Annotated in this window: 22 protein-coding genes; 15 read left to right on the top strand and 7 right to left on the bottom strand. The window is 73.2% G+C overall.

What is annotated here, in order from left to right:
• Positions 1-154: 154 nt before the first annotated feature.
• Complete coding sequence (locus ABT336_RS07150) at positions 155-1,588, bottom strand: FAD-dependent oxidoreductase (RefSeq protein ID WP_350895623.1); 1,434 nt, start codon at positions 1,586-1,588, stop codon at positions 155-157.
• On the bottom strand, positions 1,585-3,720 hold the full coding sequence (locus tag ABT336_RS07145; RefSeq protein ID WP_502891125.1) for a molybdopterin oxidoreductase family protein: 2,136 nt from the start codon (positions 3,718-3,720) through the stop codon (positions 1,585-1,587). Before ABT336_RS07145 ends, ABT336_RS07150 begins: the two co-directional genes overlap by 4 nt.
• Positions 3,721-3,881: 161 nt before the next feature.
• Between ABT336_RS07145 and ABT336_RS07140 the strand changes: the two genes are divergently transcribed.
• The 5 genes from ABT336_RS07140 (at position 3,882) to glmM (ending at position 9,023) form a co-directional block, all read left to right on the top strand.
• Entirely contained in the window at positions 3,882-4,592 is a 711-nt protein-coding gene (locus ABT336_RS07140) for a methyltransferase domain-containing protein (RefSeq protein ID WP_350895622.1), read from the top strand.
• Positions 4,593-4,827: 235 nt separating this feature from the next.
• Positions 4,828-6,207 carry a nitrate/nitrite transporter gene (locus ABT336_RS07135; RefSeq protein ID WP_350895621.1) on the top strand — a complete coding sequence of 460 codons (1,380 nt, stop codon included), beginning with the start codon at positions 4,828-4,830 and terminating at the stop codon, positions 6,205-6,207.
• A gap of 377 nt (positions 6,208-6,584) precedes the next feature.
• A complete protein-coding gene (gene rplM, locus ABT336_RS07130) occupies positions 6,585-7,028 on the top strand; it encodes a 50S ribosomal protein L13 (RefSeq protein ID WP_350895620.1) in 444 nt (147 codons plus the stop codon).
• Between the two features lie 20 nt (positions 7,029-7,048).
• A complete protein-coding gene (rpsI, locus tag ABT336_RS07125; protein WP_350895619.1) occupies positions 7,049-7,540 on the top strand; it encodes a 30S ribosomal protein S9 in 492 nt (163 codons plus the stop codon).
• Between the two features lie 127 nt (positions 7,541-7,667).
• On the top strand, positions 7,668-9,023 hold the full coding sequence (gene glmM, locus ABT336_RS07120) for a phosphoglucosamine mutase (protein ID WP_350895618.1): 1,356 nt from the start codon (positions 7,668-7,670) through the stop codon (positions 9,021-9,023).
• 121 nt (positions 9,024-9,144) lie between these two features.
• On the opposite strand, the gene ABT336_RS07115 is transcribed toward glmM, so the two are convergent.
• Complete coding sequence (locus tag ABT336_RS07115) at positions 9,145-10,332, bottom strand: pyridoxal phosphate-dependent aminotransferase (RefSeq protein ID WP_350895617.1); 1,188 nt, start codon at positions 10,330-10,332, stop codon at positions 9,145-9,147.
• A gap of 174 nt (positions 10,333-10,506) precedes the next feature.
• Here ABT336_RS07115 and glmS point away from each other — a divergent pair, with 174 nt between their 5' ends.
• The gene (glmS, locus tag ABT336_RS07110) at positions 10,507-12,405 is read left to right on the top strand and encodes a glutamine--fructose-6-phosphate transaminase (isomerizing) (RefSeq protein ID WP_350895616.1); all 1,899 of its coding nucleotides are present in this window, start codon (positions 10,507-10,509) and stop codon (positions 12,403-12,405) included.
• Between the two features lie 56 nt (positions 12,406-12,461).
• On the opposite strand, the gene ABT336_RS07105 is transcribed toward glmS, so the two are convergent.
• Positions 12,462-14,051, bottom strand: coding sequence for an alpha/beta hydrolase (locus ABT336_RS07105; RefSeq protein WP_350895615.1), 1,590 nt, complete (start codon positions 14,049-14,051; stop codon positions 12,462-12,464).
• On the bottom strand, positions 14,048-14,344 hold the full coding sequence (locus tag ABT336_RS07100; protein WP_350895614.1) for a WXG100 family type VII secretion target: 297 nt from the start codon (positions 14,342-14,344) through the stop codon (positions 14,048-14,050). The genes ABT336_RS07105 and ABT336_RS07100 overlap by 4 nt, the downstream gene beginning before the upstream one ends.
• 309 nt (positions 14,345-14,653) lie before the next feature.
• Here ABT336_RS07100 and ABT336_RS07095 point away from each other — a divergent pair, with 309 nt between their 5' ends.
• From ABT336_RS07095 to tsaE, 4 genes are read left to right on the top strand one after another with little or no spacing between them, the layout of a single operon-like run.
• Complete coding sequence (locus tag ABT336_RS07095) at positions 14,654-16,138, top strand: NAD(P)H-hydrate dehydratase (RefSeq protein ID WP_350895613.1); 1,485 nt, start codon at positions 14,654-14,656, stop codon at positions 16,136-16,138.
• A gap of 9 nt (positions 16,139-16,147) precedes the next feature.
• On the top strand, positions 16,148-17,269 hold the full coding sequence (alr, locus tag ABT336_RS07090; protein ID WP_350895612.1) for an alanine racemase: 1,122 nt from the start codon (positions 16,148-16,150) through the stop codon (positions 17,267-17,269).
• Between the two features lie 55 nt (positions 17,270-17,324).
• Positions 17,325-18,416 (top strand): alpha/beta fold hydrolase, encoded by a 1,092-nt coding sequence (locus tag ABT336_RS07085; protein WP_350895610.1) that lies wholly within the window; start codon positions 17,325-17,327, stop codon positions 18,414-18,416.
• Positions 18,413-18,928: a tRNA (adenosine(37)-N6)-threonylcarbamoyltransferase complex ATPase subunit type 1 TsaE gene (gene tsaE / locus ABT336_RS07080; RefSeq protein ID WP_350895609.1), complete on the top strand. Its 516-nt coding sequence runs from the start codon at positions 18,413-18,415 to the stop codon at positions 18,926-18,928. Before ABT336_RS07085 ends, tsaE begins: the two co-directional genes overlap by 4 nt.
• On the opposite strand, the gene ABT336_RS07075 is transcribed toward tsaE, so the two are convergent.
• Positions 18,909-19,808 (bottom strand): DUF6999 family protein, encoded by a 900-nt coding sequence (locus tag ABT336_RS07075; RefSeq protein ID WP_350895608.1) that lies wholly within the window; start codon positions 19,806-19,808, stop codon positions 18,909-18,911. The genes tsaE and ABT336_RS07075 overlap by 20 nt on opposite strands.
• Positions 19,801-21,813 (bottom strand): 3-oxoacyl-[acyl-carrier-protein] synthase III C-terminal domain-containing protein, encoded by a 2,013-nt coding sequence (locus ABT336_RS07070; protein ID WP_350895607.1) that lies wholly within the window; start codon positions 21,811-21,813, stop codon positions 19,801-19,803. The genes ABT336_RS07075 and ABT336_RS07070 overlap by 8 nt, the downstream gene beginning before the upstream one ends.
• Positions 21,814-21,975: 162 nt before the next feature.
• Between ABT336_RS07070 and ung the strand changes: the two genes are divergently transcribed.
• From ung to ABT336_RS07045, 5 genes are all read left to right on the top strand, one after another.
• The gene (gene ung / locus ABT336_RS07065) at positions 21,976-22,677 is read left to right on the top strand and encodes a uracil-DNA glycosylase (RefSeq protein WP_350895606.1); all 702 of its coding nucleotides are present in this window, start codon (positions 21,976-21,978) and stop codon (positions 22,675-22,677) included.
• A gap of 70 nt (positions 22,678-22,747) precedes the next feature.
• Positions 22,748-23,425, top strand: a complete 678-nt coding sequence (tsaB, locus tag ABT336_RS07060) for a tRNA (adenosine(37)-N6)-threonylcarbamoyltransferase complex dimerization subunit type 1 TsaB (protein WP_350895605.1) — start codon at positions 22,748-22,750, stop codon at positions 23,423-23,425.
• A gap of 92 nt (positions 23,426-23,517) precedes the next feature.
• Entirely contained in the window at positions 23,518-24,036 is a 519-nt protein-coding gene (gene rimI, locus ABT336_RS07055) for a ribosomal protein S18-alanine N-acetyltransferase (RefSeq protein WP_350895649.1), read from the top strand.
• Complete coding sequence (gene tsaD, locus ABT336_RS07050; RefSeq protein ID WP_350895604.1) at positions 24,029-25,096, top strand: tRNA (adenosine(37)-N6)-threonylcarbamoyltransferase complex transferase subunit TsaD; 1,068 nt, start codon at positions 24,029-24,031, stop codon at positions 25,094-25,096. Before rimI ends, tsaD begins: the two co-directional genes overlap by 8 nt.
• Positions 25,093-25,347, top strand: coding sequence for a hypothetical protein (locus ABT336_RS07045; protein ID WP_350895603.1), 255 nt, complete (start codon positions 25,093-25,095; stop codon positions 25,345-25,347). Before tsaD ends, ABT336_RS07045 begins: the two co-directional genes overlap by 4 nt.
• Positions 25,348-25,435 lie beyond the last annotated feature (88 nt).

Here is a 25,435-nt window from a genome sequence, read left to right as displayed (position 1 = left end):
CCTCCATCATCTCCTCCGCTGCTCCCCCCACCCCACCCCCCGGTCTCGCCCCGGTCTCGCCCCGGTCTCGCCCCGTTGATCAAGGGGTTTGTGTCAGGAACCACGACGGATCTGACGCAAATCCCTTGATCAACCCAGAAGGTGGGGGTGGGGGTCATGGGGTGGGGTGTGGGTCTGTGGTGGACAGCCAGGTGGTTATGCCGGTGAGGGCTTCTCGGCAGGTACCGCAGCCGGTGGCGGCCCGGGTGGCCGCCGACAGCTCCGCCGGGGTTCGGGCGCCCGCCCGCCAGCAGGCCACCAGGGCGCCCTTCGTCACGTCGTTGCACTGGCAGACCGTCGTCGCGTCCGGCATCAGGGCCGGGGATCCGGCCGTGCTGACCGGGGCCGCCCCGAAGGCCCGCCCGAGCAGCAGGGACCGCCGGTCGGCGGGGACCGGGGTGCCCCTGTCGAAGAGCTGGACCACGGTGCCGACAGAAGGGTTCTCGCCGAGCAGGATCGCCCCGGTCAGCCGGTCCTGGTGGATGCGCAGCCGGGCGTAGGTGCCCCGGGCCGGGTCGGTGAAGGTCAGCTCCTCCACTCCCGGGGTCTGCGTCGACCCGGTGGTGTCGCCCATGGCGGCCAGGTCGATCCCGGCCGCCTTCAACCGGGTCACCCCCGGTCGGGGCCGGTACCGGGCCGCGGGGTCGGTCCCGGTGAGCAGGTCGGCCACCACCCGGGCCTGCGCCCAGGCGGGGGCGACCAGGCCGGTCAGGGTGTCCCGGTGTTCGGCGCAGTCCCCGACCGCCGAGATCGCCGGGTCGGTGCTGCGCAGCCGGTCGTCGACCACCACCCCCCGCCGTACCGCCAGCCCGGCCGCCGCCGCCAGTGCGGTGTCGGGGCGTACCCCGCAGGAGAGGACCAGCAGGTCGGCGGTGAGCCGCCGGCCGTCGGCGAGATCCAGGTGGACCCGGTCGCCCTCGGTGGCCACGCCCGCAGCCGGAACCCCCAGCAGGGTACGGATCCCCAGCCGGGCCAGGGTACCGGCGAGCACCGCCCCCGCCGTCGGGTCGAGTTGCCGTTCCATGAGGTGTGGCCTGGGGTGGACCACCGTGACCCGGAGCCCTCTCGCGGCGAGCCCCCGGGTGGCCTCCAACCCGAGTAGCCCGCCGCCCAGGACCAGGGCCTCGCCGGCACCCTCGGCGGCGGTGAGGATCCGCCGGCAGTCCGCCAGGGTGCGGAAGGGCACCACCCGGTCGGGTACCGGGTCCAGCCCCGGCAGGGGTGGCACCACCGCCCGGGCCCCGGTGGCCAGGACCAGATGGTCGTAGTCGTACCGCTCGCCCTGGTCGGTGTGCACCTGCCTGGCGGCCCTGTCGACCCCGGTGACCGTCACCCCGGTCCGGACCTCCACCCCCGGCCCGGCGGGGTCGGTCAGCTCCAGGTCCGGCTCCTCGATCTTCCCGGCGAGCAGGGTGGAGAGCATGATCCGGTTGTACGCCCGATGCGGCTCCGCCCCCAGGGTCGTCACCTTCCGGTCCCCGTCCCGGGCCTGGAGGTCGGCGGCGAGCCGGGACCCGGCCATGCCGTTCCCGACGACCAGGACTCTCATGCCGGTTTCCCCTCCGTGGTCGGGGGCACCCGCTCGACCCGTACCGCGCAGATCTTGAACTCGGGCATCCCGGAGACCGGGTCCAACGCGTCGTTGGTGACCGAGTTGGCCCGGGCCGCACCCGGCCAGTGGAAGGGAGCGAAGACGGTGTCGGGGCGGATCGTCGGGCTGATCCGGGCCGGGGCCTGTAGCTCCCCCCGGCGGGAGAGCACCCGCACCGGATCCCCCTCGGCCACCCCCAGCCTGTCGGCCAGGTCGGGGTGCAGCTCCACGAAGCCCGTCGGGGCGGCCCGGCGCAGGGCCGCCACCCGTCGGGTCTGGGTCCCCGACTGGTACTGGGCGAGGACCCGACCGGTGGTGAAGTGCAGCGGGTAGTCGGCGCAGACCGGTTCGGCGGCGGGACGGTGGTCCACCGCCCGGAGCCGGGCCCGCCCGTCCGGGGTGGGGAAGGAGTCGGCGAAGAGCCGGGGGGTGTCCGGGCCGGTCGGGTCGGGGCAGGGCCAGAACACCCCGGTGTCGGACTCGATGCGTTCCCAGGTGACGCCGGCGTAGTCGGCGGGCCCTCCGGCCGAGGCCCGGCGCAGCTCGGTGAGGACTGTCGCCGGGTCGGTGGGGAAGTCCACCGGGGAGTCGAGGCGGTCGGCGAGCCCGGCCAGGACCTCCAGGTCGGTACGGACCCCGTCCGGTGGTGGGCGCAGCGCGCGGCGGCGCAGGACCCGACCCTCCAGGTTGGTCATGGTGCCGTCCTCCTCGGCCCACTGGGCCACCGGGAGCACCACGTCGGCCAGTTCGGCGGTCTCCGACCGGAGGAAGTCGGCCACCACCAGCAGGTCCAGGTCGCGTAGCCGGGACTCGACCCGGGCCGCCCGGGGGGCGGAGACCACCGGGTTGGAGCCGAAGACCAGCAGGGCTTTCGGGCCGGTGTCGGTGCCGAGGGAGTCCAGGAGTTGGTAGGCGGGGACCCCGGGGCCGGGCAGGGAGTCCGGGTCCACCCCCCAGACCCCGGCCACGTGGGACCGGGCCGCCGGGTCGTCGATCCGCCGGTACCCGGGGAGCTGGTCGGCCTTCTGTCCGTGCTCGCGTCCCCCCTGGCCGTTGCCCTGCCCGGTGAGGCAGCCGTACCCGGAGCCGGGGCGGCCGGGCAGGCCCAGGGCGAGGGCCAGGTTGATGAAGGCGGTGACGGTGTCCACCCCCTTGGCGTGCTGCTCGGCACCCCGGGCGGTGAGGATGACGGCCCGCTCCACTGTGGCCAGCGCCCGAGCGGTCACCTCCAGGTCGGCCACCGGCACCCCGGAAAGCCGCTCCACCTCCGCCGGCCAGTACCCGGCCACCGTCCGCCGGACCTCGTCGAAGCCGGTGGTCCGCCCGGCGAGGTACGCCCGGTCCAGCCGGCCCTCGACGAGGGCGACGTGCAGCAGGGCGTTGGCGACCGCCAGGTCGGTCCCGGGCAGGGGTTGCAGGTGCAGGTCGGCCTGGCGGGCGGTGGCGGTGACCCGGGGGTCGACCACTATCAGCCGGCCACCCCGCTCGCGCATCGCGGCCAGGTGGCGCATCAGCGGGGGCATGGTCTCCGCCGGGTTCGCCCCGACCAGCAGCAGGGTCTGTGCCTGCGCCAGGTCGGTGACGGGGAAGGGCAGGCCCCTGTCGATCCCGAAGGCCCGCAGCCCGGCCGCCGCCGCCGAGGACATGCACCAGCGTCCGTTGTAGTCGATGTGCCGGGTGCCCAGGGCCACCCGGGCGAACTTGCCCAGGGCGTACGCCTTCTCGTTGGTCAGCCCACCCCCGCCGAAGACAGCGACCGCGTCCCTGTCGTACCGCTGCCAGGTGGCCCGGATCCCGGCGGCGATCCGGTCCAGGGCCTCCCCCCACCCGGCCGGACGCAGCGGCCCGTGGGGACGGTCCCGCACCAGGGGGGTGGTCAACCGGTCCGGGTGGTCGAGCAGGTCGGCGGCGGTCCAGCCCTTCTGGCACAGGCCCCCCTGGTTGGTGGGGAACTGCCGGGGGGCGACCTCGATCCGGGTTCCGGAGGTACGCAGCACCATGCCGCACTGGAGGGCGCAGTAGGGACAGTGCGTGGCCGCCTGTCGGGGGTCGCCCCCCGGCAGCGTCGCCGTCTGCGCACCGTCTGTCATGTCCGGAAGCGTGCCGGGAGGCAGTTTCCGGTCCGGGTCTGCTCTGTTTCGGTCCTGTCAAGAGCGGCTCACACCGCACCGGAGTTGCAGGTCAGACGGCATGGTCTAAAATGTGGGAAGACTGTCTCATATCTCAGGATGTTCCGAGGAGGGGGAGCGGTATGGGCGTGGTGGACTCCTTCGATGCCGTGGCGGGCAGCTACGACCAGGCCCGTCGTCGGCTGGTGCCCTGCTTCGACGCCTTCTACGGCACCGCCGTCGAGGTGGCGGCACCCCCGATCCGGGCGGCCCTCGCCGCCGGGCGTACCCCCGAGGTCCTGGACCTGGGGGCCGGCACCGGACTGCTCTCCCTGCTGCTGACAGCGGCCCTCCCGCAGGCCCGGGTGACCCTGGTGGACGCGGCCCCGGCCATGCTCGCGGTCGCCGCCGGGCACCTGAGCACCAGGGGGATCGCGCACCGGCTCGTCCGGGCCGACCTCGCCGACCCCCTCCCCGAGGGGAGGTACGACGCCGTGGTCTCCGCCCTCGCCGTCCACCACCTCGACGACGAGGGCAAGCGAGGGCTCTACCGGCGGGCCGCCGAAGCCCTGGTGCCCGGCGGGGTCCTCGTCAACGCCGAACAGGTCGCCGGCCCCACCCCGGCCCTGGACCGGCGGTACGACGAGGTGTGGACCGCCCGGATCACCGAGCTCGGCTCCGACCCCGCCGAGATCGCCGCAGCCCGGGAGCGGATGCGCCACGACCGCCCGGCCACCGTCGGCGACCAGTGTCGGTGGCTCGCCGAGGCCGGCCTGGTCGACGTGGACTGCTTCTTCAAGGAGTGGCGCTTCGCGGTCTTCGGCGGACGCCGGCCGGAGGGCGACCCCGGGTGACGTCGAGGGCACGTGCCCACCGACACCGTGCAGCGGGTGGCCCGGATCCGGCGACGGCCCGAGCCACCGTGCAGCAGGTGGCCCGGATCCGGCGACGGATCCGAGTCCTCAGCCGCCCTCACCGACGGCCCCGGGCGGCGGTGCGGTTGTCGTATCCGGCCCGACCCGGGACGGGCACCCGGCGGTAACGGCCCCTTCCTAGCGTCGGCGGGCAGACCGACGAGGAGGAGCCGCCGTGAGCACGCTCGCCCCCACCACGCCCCCTGCCGCCGCAGCAGCACCCAGGGGTCGACACCGCCTCGAACACTGGCGTCCGGAGGACCCCGACTTCTGGCGGGGCACCGGGGCCCGGGTCGCCCGCCGCAACCTGTGGGTCTCCATCCTCGCCGAACACGTCGGGTTCTCCGTCTGGAGCCTCTGGTCGGTGACGGTCCTCTTCCTCGGCCCCCAGTACGGCATCGACCCCGCCGGGAAGTTCCTGCTCACCGCCGTACCCGCCGCCCTGGGGGCGGTGCTGCGGCTGCCGTATACCCTGGCGGTGGCCCGGTTCGGTGGCCGGAACTGGACCATCGTCAGCGCCCTGCTCCTGCTGGTGCCGACGGTGCCGATGGCGGTGCTGCTGGAACCGGGGGTCTCCTACTCCACCCTGATGGTGCTGGCCTGCCTGACCGGGGTGGGCGGGGGGAACTTCGCCTCCTCCATGGCCAACATCAACCTGTTCTTCCCGGACCGGCTCAAGGGACGGGCCCTCGGCCTCAACGCGGGCGGGGGCAACCTGGGGGTGCCGGCGGTGCAACTCGTGGGGCTCGCCGTGCTGGCCACCGCCGGAGCCGCGTACCCCCGGCTGGTCCCGGCGGTCTACATCCCCCTGATCGTGCTGGCCGCCCTCGCCTCGGCCCGGTGGCTGGACAACATCCCCGCCGCCCGCAACGAGCCGGGTGCCCTGCGGGCCGCCGCCGCCGACCGGCACACCTGGGTGATGTCGGTGCTCTACGTCGGCACCTTCGGCTCCTTCATCGGGTTCGGGTTCGCCTTCGGCCAGGTGCTCCAACTTCAGTTCGCCGAGCGGTTCCCCACCCCCGTCCACGCCGCCTGGCTGACCTTCCTCGGCCCCCTGATCGGGTCCCTGGTCCGGCCGGTCGGGGGACAGCTCGCCGACCGGCTGGGCGGGGCCCGGGTTACCTTCTGGAACTTCGTCGCCATGGCCGCCGGGGCCGGGCTGGTCCTGTACGCCTCCCGGGACCGCTCCTTCGGGCTGTACCTGGTGGGTTTCCTGGCCCTGTTCGTCTTCTCCGGCGTCGGCAACGGGTCGACGTACAAGATGATCCCGGCGATCTTCCGGGCTCGGGCCGGGGCCTCGGTGGCGACGGGGCGGCGGGAGGCGGAGGCCGCCGAGCGGTGGGCCCGGCGGATGACCGGCTCCCTGATCGGTGTCGCCGGGGCGGTCGGGGCCTTCGGCGGGGTCCTGGTCAACGTGGCCTTCCGGCAGTCGTTCCTCGCCTCCGGTACCGCCGACGCCGCCTACCTCGCCTTCGTCGCCTGGTACGTCCTCTGCTTCCTGCTCACCTGGGCGGTGTACCTCCGCCCGGGCACCCACCGCCTCCCGGGCGTGTGACCGCCTCCCGATGTGGCAGCGCCTCCCGGGTGTCTGGCCGCCTCGCGGGTGTCTGACCGGCTCCCGGGTGGGTGGCAGAGGCGGCGCAGGTGGGGGGCGAGGCGGCGGAGTCGACCTCGCAGGCGGGTGATTCTGATCTCTCTTTGCCGCCGGGGCGCGCCCGGGGGGACCCGTTTTGACCAGGCGACCCGGTGCCGGGTATCGTTGCCTGCTGTTGTACGACATCAAGAGGCGTTCCCCTCAGGGTACGCTTGGTCGTTCGTGCGCGCTGGTCCGGCTTGGAGTCCTGGTCAACTCGGAAACGAGTCCTGGTCAACTCGGAACACCTGGTCATCTCGGCGCGCGACCCCAGACCGACGACGAGACAAGGTAGACCTGTGCGTACGTACAGCCCGAAGCCGGGTGAGATCGAGCGTCAGTGGCACATCATCGACGCCTCTGATGTCGTGCTGGGCCGCCTGGCCACCCACACCGCCACGCTGCTGCGCGGAAAGCACAAGCCGACTTTCGCGCCGCACGTCGACACGGGCGACTTCGTCGTCATCGTGAACGCGGGCAAGGTTGCGCTGACCGGCAACAAGCGGCAGCAGAAGATCGCCTACCGCCACTCCGGCTACCCGGGTGGTCTCAAGCAGGTCGGCTACGAGGAGCTGCTCTCCAAGCGTCCCGAGCGGGCCATCGAGCTGGCCGTGAAGGGGATGCTCCCGCACAACAAGCTCGGCCGGAAGCTCATCAAGAAGCTGAAGGTCTACGCCGGTGCCGAGCACCCGCACGGCGCGCAGCAGCCGGTGCCGTTCGAGATCAAGCAGATCGCGCAGTGAGCGCGGGCGAAGGAAACAGCATGACCGACATCACCGAGACCGAGGTCGCCCCCGAGGTGCCCGAGGCCGCCGAGGCCCCCGAGGCCGCTGAGGTGCCGGCGCCCGTCGCCCGCACCCACCGTGGCGAGCGGCCGATCCAGACCGTGGGCCGCCGCAAGGAGGCCATCGTCCGGGTCCGGATCGTTCCCGGAACCGGCAAGATCACCTGCAACGGCCGGGACCTTGAGGCCTACTTCCCGAGCAAGGTGCACCAGCAGCTGATCAAGGACCCGCTGGTCACCGCCGAGAAGGCCGAGAGCTTCGACGTCATCGCCAACCTGCGTGGTGGCGGCACCACCGGCCAGGCCGGTGCGCTGCGACTGGCGATCGCCCGGGCGCTGATCGTCAGCGAGCCCGAGGACCGCCCCGCGCTGAAGAAGGCCGGCTTCCTGACCCGGGACGCCCGGGTCAAGGAGAGCAAGAAGTACGGCCTCAAGAAGGCCCGTAAGGCTCCTCAGTACTCGAAGCGCTGATCTTCAGCAGCGCGTTGCACTTCTGACGAACGGCCGGTCCACCCCCCTGTCGCGGGAGGTGGACCGGCCGTTTCGTTTTGCACGATCTTCTCTTCAGAACCGACATCGTTAGCGAAGGTAGGCGGGTATGGGCCGGTTGTTCGGTACGGACGGCGTCCGCGGACGGGCGAACGTTGACCTCACGCCGGAGTTGGCGCTCGCGGTGGCGGTGGCCGCCGCGCACACTCTCGCCGAGACGGACCGCACCCATCCGCCGTTGGCGGTGGTGGGCCGGGACACCCGGGCCAGCGGCGAGATGCTGGAGGCGGCGGTGGTCGCCGGACTGACCAGCGCCGGGGCCAACGTGGTCCGGGTCGGGGTGCTCCCCACTCCGGCGGTGGCGTTCCTCACCGCCGAGGCCAAGGCCGACCTGGGGGTGATGCTCTCCGCCTCGCACAACCCGATGCCGGACAACGGGATCAAGCTCTTCGCCGCCGGGGGGCACAAGCTTCCCGACGAGATCGAGGCCCGGATCGAGGCCGCCGTCGAGGCGAACGCCACCACCGCGTGGGATCGGCCTGTCGGTGCCGGTGTCGGTCGGGTCCACGACCTGCTCGACGGTGCCGACCACTACGTTCAGCACCTGATCGGGACCCTGCCGCACCGCCTCGACGGGCTCAAGGTCGTGGTCGACTGCGCCAACGGTGCCGCCGCCGAGGTCGCCCCCGTGGTGTACCGCGAGGCCGGTGCCGAGGTCCACGCCATCTACGCCGAGCCGGACGGCCTCAACATCAACGACGGCTGCGGCTCCAACGACATCGCCCAGCTCCGCGAGACGGTGGTCAAGCTCGGCGCTGACCTCGGCATCGCCCACGACGGCGACGCCGACCGCTGCGTGGCGGTCACCGCCGACGGCGAGGAGGTCGACGGCGACCAGGTCATGGCGATCCTCGCCCTGGCCATGCAGGAGGCCGGCACCCTCGCCGAGAACACCCTCGTCGCGACGGTGATGAGCAACCTCGGCCTGCGCCTGGCCATGTCCGCGAAGGGCATCCGGCTGGTCGAGACCAAGGTCGGCGACCGGTACGTCCTGGAGGAGCTGCGCGCCTCCGGCCTGGCCCTCGGCGGGGAGCAGAGCGGACACATCGTTATGCCGGCGTACGCGACCACCGGCGACGGGGTGCTGACCGGCCTGCACCTGATGGCCCGACTGGCCCAGACCGGCAAGTCCCTGGCCGAGCTGGCCTCGGTGGTGACCAAGCTGCCGCAGGTGCTGATCAACGTCCCGGTCGGGGACCGGACCGTCGGTGCCGCCGCCCCGACCGTCCGTACCGAGGTCGAGCGGGCCGAGGCCGAACTGGGTGACACCGGTCGGGTGCTGCTGCGACCCTCGGGCACCGAGCCGCTGGTTCGGGTCATGGTGGAGGCCGCCACCGAGGCCACCGCCCGGGAGGTCGCCGAGCGCATCGCCGACCGGGTCCGGGTCGCCAGCCCGGCGGCCTGAGGGCCCGGCGACAGTAGTAAGCCGGCAGCCGACGCAGCCGGTGAGCCGGCAGCCGACGCAGCCGGTGAGCCGGCAGCCGACGCAGCCGGTGAGCCGGCAGCCGACGCAGCCGGTGAGCCGGTCAGCCGGTGAGCCGACGCAGCCGGGTGACCGCTTCGGTGAGGACCTCCGGACGCTTGCAGAAGGCGAACCGGACCAGCCGCCGGCCGGCTTCGGCGTCGTCGTAGAAGACCTGGGTCGGCACGGCGACCACGCCACAGCGCTCCGGCAGGGACAGACAGAACTCCACCCCGTCCGAGGCACCCAGGGCGGTGACGTCGGCGGTGACGAAGTACGTCCCCGCCGGGGTGAGCACGTCGAATCCGGCGTCGGAGAGCCCGGCGGTCAGCTGGTCCCTGCGCTGCTGGAGACCGTCGCGGAAGCCGGTGTAGTAGTCGTCGGGCAGCGCCAGCGCCACCGCCACCGCCGGTTGCAGCGGGGCCGCGTTGACGAAGGTGAGGAACTGCTTGACCCGTAGCAGCGCCGAGACCAGCGTCGCCGGACCGCTCGCCCAGCCGACCTTCCACCCCGTGCAGGAGAACGTCTTGCCGGCCGAGGAGATGCGCAGGGTCCGCTCCCGCATTCCGGGCAGGGTGGCCAGGGGGACGTGCGGGGTGTCGGCGTCGGTGAAGACCAGGTGCTCGTAGACCTCGTCGGTGACCGCGTACGCGTCGTGCTCCTGGCAGAGTTCGGCGATCAGGGCCAGCTCGGCGGGGGTGAAGACCTTCCCGGTCGGGTTGTGCGGGGAGTTCAACAGCACGAGTCGGGTGCGGGGGCCGAAGGCCGAGCGCAGCGCCTGCGTGTCGAAGGCGTACCGGCCGTCGGGGGCGGGACGGAGCGTCACCGGTCGCCGGACCGCCCCGGCCAGTGCGATCGAGGCGGCGTAGGAGTCGTAGTACGGCTCGAAGCAGACCACCTCGTCGCCCGGCTCGCACAGGGCGAGGATGGCGGCGGCGATCGCCTCGGTGGCACCGGCGGTGACGACGATCTCGCCGTCGGGGTCGTACTCCAGCCCCCAGAACCGGCGCTGGTGTTCGGCGACGGCCGCCCGCAGCGCCGGGATCCCGGGGCCGGGCGGGTACTGGTTCTGCCCGGTGCGCAGGGCCTCGGCGGCGGCGGCCAGCATCTCGGGCGGGCCGTCGGTGTCCGGGAAGCCCTGACCGAGGTTGACGGCGCCGGTGCGCAGGGCGAGCGCGGACATCTGGGCGAAGATGGTCGTTCCGAACGGCCGCATCCGGGCCACCAACGGGTCGTTCGTGGTCGTCGTCACATTCGCCAGGGTACGGCGCGGTGGCGGCCCGCTGCACGCCCGCGCGGCGGCCCTGACGCGCCGACGGCGGTTTGTCCGGCCGGTGCCCCCGGTGACCCAAACGATCAATTTGCCTGTTCGTTTACCAGGGTTCCGCGCACGCATGGTGAGCGGAACTCCGCTAGGCTTCGGGTCATGTGTGGAATCGTGGGGTACGCCGGCAGTCGGCCGGCGCTGGGGATCGTGCTCGACGGGCTGCGGCGTCTGGAGTATCGCGGCTACGACTCGGCCGGTGTGGCGGTCGTCTGCGACGACGAGCTGCTGACCGAGAAGAAGGCGGGCAAGCTGGCCAACCTGGAGAAGGCGCTCGCCGAGGGGACCGGCTGTGCCGACGGCTCGGTCGGCATCGGCGACGGCACCACCGGGATCGGTCACACCCGCTGGGCCACCCACGGCGGCCCCACCGACCGCAACGCCCACCCGCACGTCTCGCCCGACGGCCGGGTCGCCGTCATCCACAACGGCATCATCGAGAACTTCGCCAAGCTGCGCACCGAACTTGAGGACGCCGGAGTCCAGTTCACCAGCGACACCGACACCGAGTGCGCCGCCCACCTGCTCTCGGCAGCCCTCGCCGACCTGCGGGCGACGGGTGCCGACGACGGCCCCCGACTGCTCGCCGCCGCCATGCGCGCCGTCTGCGCCCGGTTGGAGGGTGCCTTCACCCTGCTCGCTGTGGACGCGGCCATCCCGGGCGCGGTGGTCGGTGCCCGACGCAACTCGCCGCTCGTCGTCGGCCGGGGTGACGGGGAGAACTACCTGGCCAGTGACGTGGCCGCGTTCATCGAACACACCCGGGAAGCGGTCGAGCTGGGCCAGGACCAGATCGTGCTGATCACCGGCGACACCATCGAGATCACCGACTTCGCCGGGCTCCCCGCCACCGGCAAGGACTTCCACATCGACTGGGACGCCTCCGCCGCCGAGAAGGGCGGCTACGACTGGTTCATGCTCAAGGAGATCGAGGAGCAGCCGCAGGCGATCGCCGACACCCTCCTCGGTCGACTCACCGAGACCGGTGAGATCGTGCTCGACGAGGTCCGCCTCAGCGACCAGGACCTCCGCGACGTCGACAAGATCTTCATCGTGGCCTGTGGCACCGCGTACCACTCCGGGCTGGTCGCCAAGTACGCCATCGAACACTGGACCCGGATCCCGTGCGAGGTGGAGCTGGCCAGCGAGTTCCGCTACCGCGACCCGGTGCTCGACCGGGCCACCCTGATCGTGGTGATCTCCCAGTCCGGGGAGACCATGGACACCCTGATGGCGCTGCGCCACGCCAAGGAGCAGAAGGCCCGGGTCCTGGCGATCTGCAACACCAACGGATCCACCATCCCGCGTGAGTCCGACGCGGTCCTCTACACCCACGGGGGGCCGGAGATCGCCGTCGCCTCCACGAAGGCCTTCCTCACCCAGCTCGTCGCCTGTTACCTGATCGGCCTGCACCTGGCCCAGGTGCGTGGGGTCAAGTTCGCCGACGAGGTGGCGGCCGTGGTGGAGCAGCTGCACCAGATGCCCGGCAAACTGCGCGAGCTGCTGGAGCGCATCGAGCCGGTCCGGGAGCTGGCCCGGGAGATCAAGTCCGAGCCGACGGTGCTCTTCATCGGCCGGCACGTCGGCTACCCGGTGGCCCTGGAGGGCGCCCTCAAGCTCAAGGAACTGGCGTACATGCACGCCGAGGGGTTCGCCGCCGGTGAACTCAAGCACGGCCCGATCGCCCTGATCGACCAGGGGACGCCGGTGATCTGCATCGTCCCCTCGCCGGTCAGCCGGGGACTCCTGCACGACAAGGTGGTCTCCAACATCCAGGAGGTACGCGCCCGGGGCGCCCGGACCATCGTCATCGCCGAGGAGGGCGACGAGGCGGTGCAGCGCTACGCCGACCACCTGATCTACGTTCCGCGTACCCCGACGTTGCTCGCCCCGCTGATGACCACGGTCCCGTTGCAGGTGCTCGCCGCCGAGATCGCCGCCGCCCGGGGACACGACGTGGACCAGCCGCGCAACCTGGCCAAGTCCGTCACCGTCGAGTAACCGGTCACCGTCGGGCCGGAGGGGCCGGTCGGGGCGGTGGTGGCGGGCCGGGCCGGTCATCCTCGACCCAGCACGATCCCGGCCATCCCGTCCAGCGCCGGGTTGCCGTCCTCCCAGTAGCCGGTGTGACCGTGCCGGCTGCTGGGGAAGGTCCGCCCGCCGAAACCGGGGTGGCTCGGGTCTCGACCGAACCAGAGCCCGCCGTCGCTGCTGTCGACGAGGCCGGTCACCACGCCCAGCGGTGTCCCGGTCAGGGTCGCCCGTCGCAGCAGGTCCTCCGGCGGGCGGGTCAGTCGGATGACGTCGTCCGGTGCGGTGCTCGACCAGACCTGCCCGGGGGGCACCCGCAGCTGCCCGGCGTGCTCCACCCCCACCCCGGGGGACCCGACGAAGACCAGGGCGTCGGCGGCGAGGCCGTGGTCCCGGGCTGCGGTGCCCACCACGGTCGAGCCGTAGCTGTGCCCGAGGACCGTCTGCCGGGCCGGTGGCCCCTCGTGGGTGGCCCGTAACCCCTCCTGGAACTGGTGCAGGGTCGGCCCGGCGTCGCGGGCCGGCCCGGACCGCAGCGCCTCGTGCAGGAAGTCGGGGGCGTCGTAGTCGAGCCAGAGCAGCGCGGCGGTCTCCCGGTCGGGGGCGAGTTCGGCGCAGCGGGACCGGACCCGGGCCGCCCGGCTCAGCTCCCCTGTCGCGTCGGCCAGCCCAGAGGTCATCCCCGGCACGTAGGTCAGCACGTTGTCGGCCCGGTCCGGGTTGCCCAACGCCACGATCGTCCGGCCCTCTCCGCCGGTCTCCAGACCCAGTAGGTACGCCCGGGGTGACTCGTCGCGGGTCAGCCGCTCGGCGAGGGCACCCAGCCCGGCCAGTGCCAGGTCGACCCGGCGTAGGTCCAGCAGCTCCGCCGGGCCGCGCGGAAGGCGGGTCAGGACCCGGTTCCGCTCCGCCAGCAACTCGGCCCGTCGGTCCTCGACCAGCAGCCGGTTGGCCTGGTCCCGGGCGGCGGCCGGCACCCCGTCCAGGCGACCCACCAGGGTCGGCTCGTGAACGACCAGCCAGCGGCGCATGGCCGGGGTGAGCCCGTCCCACCAGGCACGGACCCGGGCCGGGTCGGCATCGGCCGGTGGGCGCCCCGGGGGCGGTGGGCGGGTCCACCCCGATCCGGCGGCGTCGACGAGTTCGGCGAGCCGGGCTGCCGCCTCCCGGTCCGCCTGCCCGGCCAGGGTGAGCGCGGCGGTGATCCCACCGGCCACCTGGACCACTGCCGGACCGCTCTGGTGGGTCGGCCGCAGGGCCGCCGGGTCCGCCGACACCCGGCCCTGCCTGTCGATCAGCACCCCGGCGGAGTCGGCCCGCTCGACTGCGGCGGCCAGGCGTGCCTTCGCCACCCCCAGCCGACAGGCGAACTCGGCGAGCACCTGATCGGCCTCGATCAGGGCGGGGGCGACGGACCGTAGTTCGCCCCGGAGCCCATTGATCCGGGTGCCGGCCGCCACGGCGGCCCCACCGGACCAGCCGGCGTGCAGCCGCCCGACGCGCTCCGTCAGCTCCTCGGCCCACCTGTCGACCCGGCCGACGAGCCCACCCCAGGCGGCACCGGCCCGGCCCCAGGCCGGTGGGTCGGCGGCCCAGAGCTGGGCGTACCCGATCATCGGGACAGCCTGGTCAGCCGTCCGGCGGCCCGCCGGTCGACGGTTTCGTACCCGTCGGCGGCGTGACCGAGGGCTCCGGCGGTCTCCGCCACCCGTGCCCCCAGGCGGCCACACCACCGGTGCACCGCCGCCTCCCACCCGACCAGGGCGGCCCCGGTCGACCACTGTGGTGCCGGCACGACGAGGCCGGGCACCCCGGTCAGCCCGTGGGCCAGCCGGTACGCCTGGTCGACGAGCCGCCCCGACACCTCCCGCAGCACACCCGGATCCACCTCGAACGACTCCTGTCCCACCCTCGCCCCCTCGTGGCCGCCGACCCGTCGGACCTCGCCCCGGGCACCCGGGCGTCGACCACCCACCCGGCACCCGGGCACACCGGCCCTCCCCGCCGGGGCAGCTGCCCGGCCTCCGGTGCCGCAGACGTTAGGACGCCGGTCCACCGTCCGGAACGCCCTGTGGACAACCCGTGGTGGTCGTCCACCGGGTTCGTCCACAGGTCTTGCCGACAGTGGAGCCGACGGGTAATCTGCGCGACCCGCGACCGATAGGGTGGCGGGGGCGATCGATGCGGTACGGCCCGACAACAGACGAGACGGGGTGCCATGAGGCCGGTGTGGCGGGTCGCGGACGTACGGGCGGCGGAAGCCGGCCTGCTGGCCACCCTTCCCCCCGGCACGTTGATGCGGCGGGCCGCCGCCGGGCTGGCCCGGCGCTGCGCGCTCCTGCTGGCCGACCGGGGCGGGGTGTACGGCGCCCGGGTGCTGCTCCTGGTCGGCTCCGGGGACAACGGCGGGGACGCCCTCTTCGCCGGTGAACACCTGGCCCGGCGCGGGGCGGCGGTCTCGGCGTTGCTCGTCGATCCGGAACGGGTGCACGCCGAGGGGTCGGCCGCGCTGCGGGCCGCCGGGGGGCGGGTGGTCGACAGCCCCCCGGCCACAGTCGACCTGGTGGTCGACGGCATCGTCGGGATCGGCGGCCGGGGCGGCCTGCGGGAGACCGCCAAACAACTGGCCGGCGGGCTGATCCGGCACCGGGGACGCGACGGTCGCCGGGCCACTGTCGTCGCCGTGGACGTCCCCAGCGGGGTCGCCGTGGACACCGGAGACGTCCCGTCGACAGCCGCCGGACGGCCCGACGCGGTCCACGCCGACGTGACGGTGACGTTCGGGGCCTGGAAACCGGCGTTGGTGGTCGGTCCGGCCGCCGCCCTGACCGGCGAGGTGGAGCTCGTCGACATCGGGCTCGGCCCGTGGCTGCGCGGCACCCCGGCGCTGCACGTGGTGGAGGGCTCGGACGTGGCCGACTGCTGGCCCGACCTGGGGCCGGCGTCGGAGAAGTACACCCGGGGCGTGGTCGGGGTGGCGACCGGTTCCCGGACGTACCCCGGAGCGGCGGTGCTCTCGGTGGGCGGCGCGCTCGCCGGGCCGGCCGGCCTGGTCCGGTACGCCGGTGGTGCACGGGACGAGGTGCTCCGTGTCCACCCCTCGGTGATCGCCACCGGTCGGGTCGCCGACGCCGGCCGGGTGCAGGCCTGGGTCTGCGGCTCCGGGCTGGGCACCGGTGCCGAGGCGGTCGGTGAACTGCGGGCGGTGCTCGCCACGTCGGTGCCGGTGGTGCTCGACGCCGACGCGCTGACCCTGCTCGTCGACGGGTCGATGGCGGACCTGCTGCGCCGTCGGGACGCGCCGGTGGTGGTCACCCCGCACGACCGGGAGTACGCCCGGCTCTGCGGGGAGCAGCCGGGGGCCGACCGGGTGGCGGCGACGATGCGGTTGGCCGCCTGGATGAACGCCGTGGTCCTGCTCAAGGGGGACCGCACCGTGATCGGCACGCCGGACGGCCGGGCGTACGTGAATCCGACAGGCTCTGCGGCGCTGGCCACCGGGGGGACCGGGGACGTCCTGGCCGGGCTGCTCGGTTCGCTGCTCGCCGCCGGGGTACGCGCGGACCGGGCGGCGGCCGTCGCCGCGTACCTGCACGGGTTGGCCGGTCGGGAGGCGGCCCGGGGCGGCCCGGTGACCGCGCCCGACGTGGTGGCAGCCCTCCGCCCGGTGCTTGGTCGGACCGGGGAGATCCCCTGGAAGTAGGCTGGGCGCATGTGGCAGGCCGAGGTACGCGTCGACCTCGACGCGATCCGTGAGAACGTGGCACGACTCCGGTCGGGCACCACCGCCGAGATGATGGCGGTGGTCAAGGCCGACGGGTACGGCCACGGCATGGTCCCGTCGGCCCGTGCCGCGCTGGAGGCGGGTGCGGACTGGCTCGGGGTCTGCACCCTCGACGAGGCGCTGACGCTGCGCCGGGCCGGGATCACCGCACCGGTGCTGGCCTGGCTGCTCGCCCCCGGGCTGCCGTTGCACGAGGGGGTGACGGCCGGGGTCGACCTGGGCGCGGCCAGCCTCCCGCAGCTCGACGAGATGATCGAGGCGAGCCGTCGGGCGGAGCGCCCGGCCCGACTCCATCTCAAGATCGATACCGGGTTGAGTCGGGGTGGGGCCACCGTCGCCGACTGGCCGGCGCTGCTGGACGCCGCCGCCAAGGCCCAGGCCGACGGGCTGGTCGAGGTGGTCGGGGTGTGGAGCCACTTCGTCTACGCCGACCTGCCCGGCCATCCGACCACCGACAGGCAGCTCGCCGTCTTCCACGAGGGCCTGGACATGGTCGAACGGGCCGGTCTGCGTCCCCGGTACCGGCACCTCGCCAACTCGGCGGCCACGCTCACCCGCCCGGACACCCACTTCGACCTGGTCCGCCCCGGGATCGCCGTGTACGGGCTCTCCCCGGTCGCCGGTGAGCGGTACGGGTTACGCCCGGCGATGACCGCCCGGGCCCGGGTGATGCTCACCAAACGGGTGTCGGCCGGGACCGGGATCTCCTACGGTCACACGTACCACGTGGAACGGGACGCGACGGTGGCGGTGGTGCCCCTGGGGTACGCCGACGGGGTGCCCCGGCACGCCTCCAACTCCGGGCCGGTACAGCTCGGTGGAGTCCGCCGCAGCATCGCCGGACGGGTCTGCATGGACCAGTTCGTCGTCGACTGCGGCGACGACCCGGTGGCCGCCGGGGACGTCGTCACCCTCTTCGGTGACGGTGCCGACGGCGCACCGACCGCCGACGACTGGGCCGAGGTGGTCGGCACCATCAACTACGAGATCGTCACCCGGTTCGGCAGTACCCGGGTGCCCCGGACCTACCACGGGGAGCGCAGCTCATGAGCGCGAGGAGTGCGCCGGTTCTGCGCGCCCCGCAGTCGCGAATCGGAGGGCAACCATGAGTCCTGCTCGGTTTCGGTTGCCCCGGCCCCGGACCGCCGCCGGGAAGGTCGCCGGACTGGTCGGCGCGGTGGGGGTGGCAGCCGCCGGTCTCGCCGCCGGGGTGGCCACCGAACGCCGCATGGTCCGCCGGTTCAAGTCCGACCCCACAGACAGGTACGCCGACGAGGTCTTCGGCGACCAGCGGTACGACCAGGCGTACCGGTTGGAGATGCCGGACGGCACCGACATCCACGTGGAGGTGGTGGAGCCGACCCGCCCGGTCGACGGCAACCCCACTGTCGTCCTGGTGCACGGCTTCTGCCTGGACATGGGGACCTTCCACTTCCAGCGCAAGCTGCTGGCGGAGCGGGGTGAACACCGGATCGTCGCGTACGACCAGCCGGGGCACGGGTTGTCCGGTCGGCTGGAGAGCGGCGAGTACGACCTGACCGCGCTGGGCCACACGCTCCGTCGGGTGATCGACCGGACGGCCGCGCAGGGCCCGCTGGTGCTGGTCGGCCACTCGCTGGGCGGGATGGTCATCATGGCGTTGGCCGAGCTGTACCCGGAGTTCTTCGCCGACCGGGTCGCCGGGACGGTCCTGATCGCCACCTCCGGCGGTCTGCTCGCGGAGACGAAACTGGTCGCGCCGGCCCTGCTCGGTCGGCTCGGCTCCCCGATGCTCGCCATGGTCAGCAACGCCACCCGGTACGGCGGGACGGTGATCGACAAGGCCCGTCGCTCCACCTCGAACGTTGCCTGGCTGCTCACCCGCCGGTACGGCTTCGGCACGCCGAACCCCAGCCCGGCCCTGGTGTCGTACGTGGAGACGATGAACTCCCGTACCTCGGCCGACACGGTGACCAGGTACCTGCGGACCATCGCCACCCACTCCAGGTATCCGGCCCTGGGCGCGCTGTCGGGGGCCCCGGTCCTGGTGGTGGTCGGCGACAAGGACATGATCACGCCGGTGGTCCACTCCGAGGAGATCGTCAGGCGGCTGCCGCACGCCGAGTACGTGAAGATCTCCGACAGTGGGCACGTGGTGATGCTGGAGCACGCGGACGAGGTCAACGCCGCGCTGGAGCGGTTCCTGGAGGGGTTGTGAGCGACACCGTGCGGCTGCCGACGCCGGCCGACACGTACGAATTCGGCCGCCGCCTGGCCACCCTGCTGCGCCCCGGCGACCTGGTGCTGCTCACCGGTCCGCTGGGGGCCGGGAAGACCGCCCTGACCCAGGGCATCGGCGCCGGCCTGGGGGTGTCCGGCGACGTCACCTCGCCGACGTTCGTGATCGCCCGGGTGCACCGCCCGGACCCGGCCCGGGGCGGCCGGACGGCGCTGGTGCACGCCGACGCGTACCGGCTGGGGGACGCTGCTGATCCCCGCGCCGAGATCGACGACCTCGACCTGGACGCCTCGGTCGAGGACTCGGTCACGGTGGTCGAGTGGGGCGAAGGGCTGGCCGAGCACCTGACCGACGCCCACCTGCGGATCAGGCTCGACCGGCGTGACGACGACACCCGCCTCGCCGAGCTGGACCCGGTCGGTGGCGACTGGGCGGGACGGCTCCGCGCCCTCGACGGGCAGCTCAGCGATTCTACGCAGCCACCTCGGTGAGGGAGGCTTCCGCGCGGAGGCGGATCAGGCGGGCGTAGGCGTACTCGCAGATCACCGCGTGCTCGTAGACAGCCCGGGGCACGTCGACGGTGGAGTCGACCCGCAGGACCGACCCGCCGGGCCGCCAGGCCAGGAAGGTCGGGTCCCCGGTGAGCTGGGTCAGCAGCCCCAGCAGGGAGATGTCCAGCCGCATCGAGTGCACCGCCCGGCGGTACTCCTCACTGGTGAGGCAGAGCGCGAACGGCACGTTCATCAGGTACAGCGCGGTCTGGATGTCGATGTTCAGCCACCGGCGACGGCCCGGCTCGGTGTCCAGGCGGGGGACCGTCAACATCGAGGTGTCCAGGGGGCCGACGGGTCGGGGCAGGTCACCGGGGGTGCCACCGGGGGGTGCCGCCGCCCGGCCGAGGGCGATGAGGACGTCGTACACGTTGAGGTCGTGTTCGATGACCGCCCGGTCGCCCAGCTCCCGCAGGTTCGTCGGGAGCAGGTCCACCTCGTGTTGCCCGGACACGTCGGCGTTGCGGACCACGAAGTTCAGCAGCTGGGTCTCCACCACGAAATGTCGGATCAGCAGCTCACCGGCTTCCGGTGAGACGAAGTTGCGGAGGAACCAGACGCAGAGGGTGTCCATCGTGGTGTGGGCGCGCAGCTGACCGGGGAGGACCCGTTTGACCACGCAGATCAGGGTCACCGCCAGCCGGGACAGGATCCGCACCCAGGGCAGCAGCCAGGTCCGCGACCACCGCTGCTGGTCCCGGACCACCAGTTCCAGGGTCCGTCGGCTGATCGGCACCGTGGGGTCGGACATGATCGCGTCCCACACCGACGGTTCGGCGCGACCCGCCGTGGCCCGTCCGTCGGGCTTCCGCTCAACCATCGATCTCCTCCAGCTGTAGCGCGTAGAGCCGGGCCACCACCCGGGCGGTCCGCACGATCCGCTCGGCGCTGGGCCTGTCGATCAGCGGCGACCGCAGGACGTTGCGCAGCGCCGCGAAGTGGTCGTCGTCGTTGGCACCGTGGTAGAGCAGGAACCGCAGCTGGTCGTCGGCGAGGCCGAGCTGGTCGCGGAGCAGCCCCGCCCAGCGGGCCGCCTTCGCGGTGCCCAGCCCCTCGATGACGAACATGGCACCGAGCAGGTCCACCGGGTCGGGTTGACCGGCCTGGTGGAACATGTACGCCGACAGCGCCTCCGAGCCGAGGTTCTTCGTCGCCGTACGGATCTCGTCCGGGTCGCCGCCGATGGCGGCGAAGTCGGCGTCGAGCAGCCGGAAGTCGCGGTGTTCCTCCAGCCCGTGGTGCAGGGCGGCGCTGCGCAGCTCGAACAGTTCCTCGGAGAAGTTCGACGCGGCCCTGGCGATCCACCGGCCTCCCTCGACGACCTGGGGGCGCAGGGTGAGCAGGAGCCGACGGTAGTCGCCGAGGGTGGCGGTGCCGGTCTCGATCCGGCGCAGCACCGGCACCCGGCGCAGCCGGGACTCCAGCTCGGCCCAGACCCCGGCCAGTTCCAGGACGGTCCAGCGGACGACCTCGTCGTCGGCCGCCTCCGGCTCGCCCAGCGGGGACGCGACGGTCCCGGCCTGTGAGTCGGCGGCAGTGCCCTGCGGGGTCGACCCGGACGGTGCGGTCCCCACGGCGGCAGAACCGGACGGCGCGGTCCCCACGGCGGCAGACCCGGACGGCGCGGTCCCGGCAACGGCCGAAGCGGTGCCCCCCGTCGTCCCGACCACCTCGGGGCCGGTCGGTCCGACGCAGGTCAGGTGGGCGAAGGCGAAGGAGAACCGGCCCGACTCGGGGACGACCAGCAGGATCCGGTCACCGGGGGTGAACCGACCTGTCTGCCAGGCCTCGGCGAGCATGACGAAGATGCTGGCGGCCCCGGTGTTCCCCCGGGTCGACAGGTTGGTGAACCACCGCTCCTCGTCGATCATCAGGTCGGCCTCCCTCATGAGCCGGAAGATGTCCGCCCGGAAGTGCTCGGAGCTGTAGTGGCAGAGGACGTGCTCGACCTGACGCGGGTCGAACCGGTCGTCCCGGACCAACCGGACGTACTCGGCGACCCCGGCGGTGAACAGGTCCGGCAGGGCCCGGACGTCCTGGCGCAGCCGGAGCAGACCGTCCCGTTCGGCCTCGGCGGCGGTGGCCCGGTCGAGCCAGGTCTGTCCGGGTCGGGGGCCGTCGTCGCCCGCTGCGCCGTCGGCCAGCCCGGCGCGCATGCAGGTGTCGTGTTCGTGGGCGTGCGAGACCAGGTGGACCCAGTCGACCCGCAGGCTGGGCCGGTCCGGGCGGGCTGCCGGTTCGAGGACCACCGCACCGGCACCGTCGGAGAGCGTCCACCGCAGGAACTGGGCGTCGTACCCGATCCGCTCGGGGGAGGTGGTGGCGGCGTACCGGCTCTGCTTGAGGCCCCGGCTGACCAGCTCGGAGCCGACCACGGCGGCCACGTCGTGCTCACCGAGGCGGACCCCGGCGACCGCCGACTTGAAGGCCGCCATGCTCGACGCGCAGACCCCGGAGGCCGAGAGGGTCTCCATCGGGCCACCGCCCAACCGGCCGTGGACCATCGAGGCGAAGCCCGGTACCAGGAGGTCACCCTGGGTGGTTCCGGTGGCCAGCAGGCCCAGCTGGTCGAGGTCACGACCGCTGTCCTTGAGTGCCTGCCGGACCGCCTCGACGGCCAGTTCCTCGTTGAGCATCGTGGTCCGCCCGTCCCGGTCGAGGGCGTAGTGCCGGGTCTGGATGCCGTTGGCGGCGAGGACCCGACGTCGTACGGCGGCGCTGGCCGTACTGCCGTCGTCGCCGAGCAACCGCACCAGATCGTCGTTGCCCACCGGGTCGCCGGGAAGGAAGGAAGCACAGCCGGTGATGTGGACCTCTCGTGTCATGGCGTCCATTCGGCCAGCTCAACGGGGTCGGTGAACATCCGCCGTGAGGCCCAGTCTTCTGCGTACGGATACTCAGTCGCCCCCACCGGCGCCCGGCGGTGTGTCCCCGTGTCGGAGGCGACTGGTAGGAAGTAGCCGATCCGTACGCGTGAAAGGTGGCCCATGCCCGACGACGTTGCGCCTCTCGACCTGCCGACCCTGCTCCCCTCGGAGTGGCAGTCCGTCCTGACCCCGCACCTGGACCTGACGGCCACCGCCGACCTGGGCCGGTTCGTCGCCGGGGAGTACGCCACCCAGACGGTCTTCCCGCCGGTCGAGGACCTCTTCTCGGCGTACCGGCACTGCGCCCCGCAGGACTGCCGGGTGCTCATCCTCGGGCAGGATCCGTACCACAAAGCCGGGCAGGCGCACGGGTTGAGCTTCAGCGTCCGGGACGGGGTGGCGGTGCCACCCTCCCTGCGCAACGTCTTCAAGGAGCTGGGGGAGGACCTCGGGGTGCCGAAGCCGGCCGGGGGCAACCTGAGCGGCTGGGCCGACCAGGGTGTCCTCCTGCTCAACTCGGTCCTGACGGTCCGCCAGGCGACCCCGGGGTCGCACGCCAACAAGGGCTGGGAGGAGTTCACCGACGCCACCATCCGCGCCCTGGACGCGCTGGAGCACCGGGTGGTGTTCCTGCTCTGGGGTGGGTACGCCCGGAAGAAGGCGGCGCTGGTCACGAACTCCCGGCACGTGGTGCTGGAGGCCGGGCACCCCAGCCCGATGAACCCCCGTGGTTTCCTGGGCAGCCGTCCGTTCAGCGCCGCCAACAAGGCGCTGGCCGACGCCGGGCTGCCGACCGTCGAGTGGGAACGTACGGCCGGCTGACCCGACGTCCCGGCGCCACCATCGTGGGGCGTCACCGGTGGCGGCGTCCGGGGCGACTAGGGTGACAGCCGTGCTCGTACTCGTGGTGGACTCCTCGACCCCGGCGGTGACCGCAGCGCTGGTCGAGGTCTCGACGGAGGGCGTCGCGCTCCGGGCGACCCGGTGCACCGTCGACGCCCGAGCCCACGGCGAACTGCTCGCCCCCCAGGTCGACGCGGTGTTGGCCGACGCAGACGCCCGGCCGGGTGACCTGACGGCGATCGTCGCCGGTCTCGGCCCCGGCCCGTTCACCGGGCTCCGGGTGGGGCTGGTCACGGCCGCCACCATGGGCCAGGTGCTCGGTGTGCCGACGTACGGTGTCTGTTCGCTGGACGGGATCGGCCACCCGGCGGCGGCCGGGGAGCCGGTGCTGGCGGCGAGCGACGCCCGCCGCCGGGAGATCTACTGGGCGGTGTACGACGGGTCCGGGGAACGTATCGCCGGGCCGGAGGTGGACACCCCGACGGTCGCCGCCGCCCGGGCCCGGGACCTCGCTGTGACAGTCGCCGTCGGTGACGGGGCGCACCGGTACGCCGACGTGCTCGGCCTGCCGGTGCGGGCCGAGCCGCGCTACCCGGACGCCACCACCCTGGCGGTGCTCGCCGCCGAGCGGGTCCGCGCCGGGGCTCCGGGGGAGCGGCTCACCCCGCTCTACCTGCGCCGCCCGGACGCGGTGGCGGCGGCCGGCCGCAAGCCGGTCCTGCCGTGACCGACGATCCCCACCCGGGCACGCCGCAGGCCGGTCCTGCCGACCTCCACCCTGCGCCGCAGGCCGGTCCCGCCGGTCTCCGCCCAAGCGCGGTGCCGGAGCCGTCGGGGGAGGGGCCGGTCCGACTGGCCCGGTTCCGGTGGTGGCACATCGACGAGGTGCTGCCGATCGAGGCGGACCTGTTCGGCGCGGAGCGCTGGTCCCCGGCGATGTTCTGGAACGAGTTGGCGAACGGCCACCACTACCTGGTCGCCCAGGATCCGGCGGGTGCAGTGCTCGGCTACGCCGGGTTGACGGCCCAGCCGCCCGACGAGTCCTGGGTGCAGAACATCGCGGTCCGCCGCGACGCCCAGCGGCGCGGGGTGGGCCGGCTGCTGTTGGAGGCGTTGCTCGCCGAGGCGGCCCGACAGGGGGCGGGGAGCACGTTGCTGGAGGTCGCCGCCGACAACGCCGCCGCCCAGCGGCTCTACGCGTCCTACGGGTTCGAGCCGATCGGCGTACGCCGGGGCTACTACCAACCGAGCAACACCGACGCGTTGGTGATGCGTCGGGACTCGACGCCGGACCGGTCGGCGGCGTCGACCGGGGAGGGAACAGACGAGCATGGCTGACGAACCGCTGATTCTCGGCATCGAGACCTCCTGTGACGAGACCGGGGTCGGGATCGTGCGCGGCCATACCCTGCTGGCCGACGCGCTGGCGTCGAGCGTCGCCGAGCACGCCCGGTTCGGCGGCGTGGTGCCGGAGGTGGCCAGCCGGGCGCACCTGGAGGCCATCGTGCCGACGATGGACCGGGCCCTGGCCGAGGCCGGGGTGACGATCGCCGACATCGACGCGATCGCGGTGACCTCCGGGCCGGGCCTGGCCGGTGCGTTGCTCGTCGGCGTCGCCGCCGCCAAGGGGTACGCGGTAGCCGCCGAGAAGCCGCTGTACGGGGTGAACCACCTCGCCGCGCACGTGGCGGTGGACACCCTGGAGCACGGCCCGTTGCCGGAACCGGCGATCGCCCTGCTGGTCTCCGGCGGACACTCGTCCCTGCTGCGCGTCGACGACCTGGCCCGGGGTGTCACCCCGCTCGGCGCGACGATCGACGACGCGGCCGGTGAGGCGTTCGACAAGGTGGCCCGCCTGCTCGGGCTGCCGTTTCCGGGTGGCCCGCCGATCGACAGGGAGGCCCGCGTCGGCGACGCCGGTTCCATCGCGTTCCCGCGCGGACTGAGCGCCGCCAAGGACCTGGCGGCCCACCGGTACGACTTCTCCTTCTCCGGGTTGAAGACGGCGGTGGCCCGGTGGGTCGAGGCCCGGCAGCGGGCCGGTGAGACGGTGCCGGTCGCCGACGTCGCCGCGTCCTTCCAGGAGGCGGTCTGCGACGTGTTGACCAGCAAGGCGATCGACGCCTGCCGGACCGAGGGGATCGACACGTTGGTGATCGGTGGGGGAGTCGCCGCGAACTCGCGGCTGCGGGCGATGGCCGAACAGCGGGCCGCGAAGTACGGCATCCGGGTCCGGGTGCCCCGGCCGAAGCTCTGCACCGACAACGGGGCGATGGTGGCGGCTCTCGGCTCGCACCTGGTCGCCGCCGGGGTCGCGCCCAGTCGGCTGACCCTGCCCGCCGACTCGGCCATGCCGTTGACTCTGGTCAGCGTGGCGGGAGAGGAGAAGACGGCATGATCGTCAGGATGTGGGAGGTGAAGGCCGAGCCGTACGCGGTCGCCGAGCTGATCACCTGGGTCTGCGAGACGGCGCTGCCCGAGTTCGACCACGACCCGCTGCACCTGTCCAGCGAGGTCTTCTCCTCCACCGACCACCGGGTGGTGGTCATCTCCAAGTGGCGCAGCAGCGCCCACTCCCTGCCGGACCCGCCGGCGAAGCTCGTCGCCCGCCCGCCGCACTCCTGGGACTTCACCCAGGTCGACCGCTGACCCGACCGGCCCCAGCCCCGACGCGCCGCCGGCCCGGGGCACCGCCGGCTGGACCGGCCGCTGACCCGACCGGCCGCTGACCCGACCG

Source organism: Micromonospora sp. NPDC000207 (assembly GCF_040300925.1).
Classification (GTDB): Bacteria; Actinomycetota; Actinomycetes; order Mycobacteriales; family Micromonosporaceae; genus Micromonospora.
This window is presented reverse-complemented; position numbering and strand designations above follow the sequence as displayed.

What these genes read in the sequence shown, in the direction of transcription:
- ABT336_RS07075 (WP_350895608.1), bottom strand. Translation starts at nt 19,808, where the DNA reads ATGGTTGAGCGGAAGCCCGACGGACGGGCCACGGCGGGTCGCGCCGAA.
- ABT336_RS07105 (WP_350895615.1), bottom strand. Translation starts at nt 14,051, where the DNA reads ATGATCGGGTACGCCCAGCTCTGGGCCGCCGACCCACCGGCCTGGGGC.
- alr (WP_350895612.1), top strand. Translation starts at nt 16,148, where the DNA reads ATGTGGCAGGCCGAGGTACGCGTCGACCTCGACGCGATCCGTGAGAAC.
- glmS (WP_350895616.1), top strand. Translation starts at nt 10,507, where the DNA reads ATGTGTGGAATCGTGGGGTACGCCGGCAGTCGGCCGGCGCTGGGGATC.
- ABT336_RS07085 (WP_350895610.1), top strand. Translation starts at nt 17,325, where the DNA reads ATGAGTCCTGCTCGGTTTCGGTTGCCCCGGCCCCGGACCGCCGCCGGG.
- ABT336_RS07140 (WP_350895622.1), top strand. Translation starts at nt 3,882, where the DNA reads ATGGGCGTGGTGGACTCCTTCGATGCCGTGGCGGGCAGCTACGACCAG.
- ABT336_RS07045 (WP_350895603.1), top strand. Translation starts at nt 25,093, where the DNA reads ATGATCGTCAGGATGTGGGAGGTGAAGGCCGAGCCGTACGCGGTCGCC.
- ABT336_RS07145 (WP_502891125.1), bottom strand. Translation starts at nt 3,720, where the DNA reads ATGACAGACGGTGCGCAGACGGCGACGCTGCCGGGGGGCGACCCCCGA.
- rpsI (WP_350895619.1), top strand. Translation starts at nt 7,049, where the DNA reads ATGACCGACATCACCGAGACCGAGGTCGCCCCCGAGGTGCCCGAGGCC.
- ABT336_RS07095 (WP_350895613.1), top strand. Translation starts at nt 14,654, where the DNA reads ATGAGGCCGGTGTGGCGGGTCGCGGACGTACGGGCGGCGGAAGCCGGC.
- tsaD (WP_350895604.1), top strand. Translation starts at nt 24,029, where the DNA reads ATGGCTGACGAACCGCTGATTCTCGGCATCGAGACCTCCTGTGACGAG.
- ung (WP_350895606.1), top strand. Translation starts at nt 21,976, where the DNA reads ATGCCCGACGACGTTGCGCCTCTCGACCTGCCGACCCTGCTCCCCTCG.
- ABT336_RS07150 (WP_350895623.1), bottom strand. Translation starts at nt 1,588, where the DNA reads ATGAGAGTCCTGGTCGTCGGGAACGGCATGGCCGGGTCCCGGCTCGCC.
- glmM (WP_350895618.1), top strand. Translation starts at nt 7,668, where the DNA reads ATGGGCCGGTTGTTCGGTACGGACGGCGTCCGCGGACGGGCGAACGTT.
- ABT336_RS07070 (WP_350895607.1), bottom strand. Translation starts at nt 21,813, where the DNA reads ATGACACGAGAGGTCCACATCACCGGCTGTGCTTCCTTCCTTCCCGGC.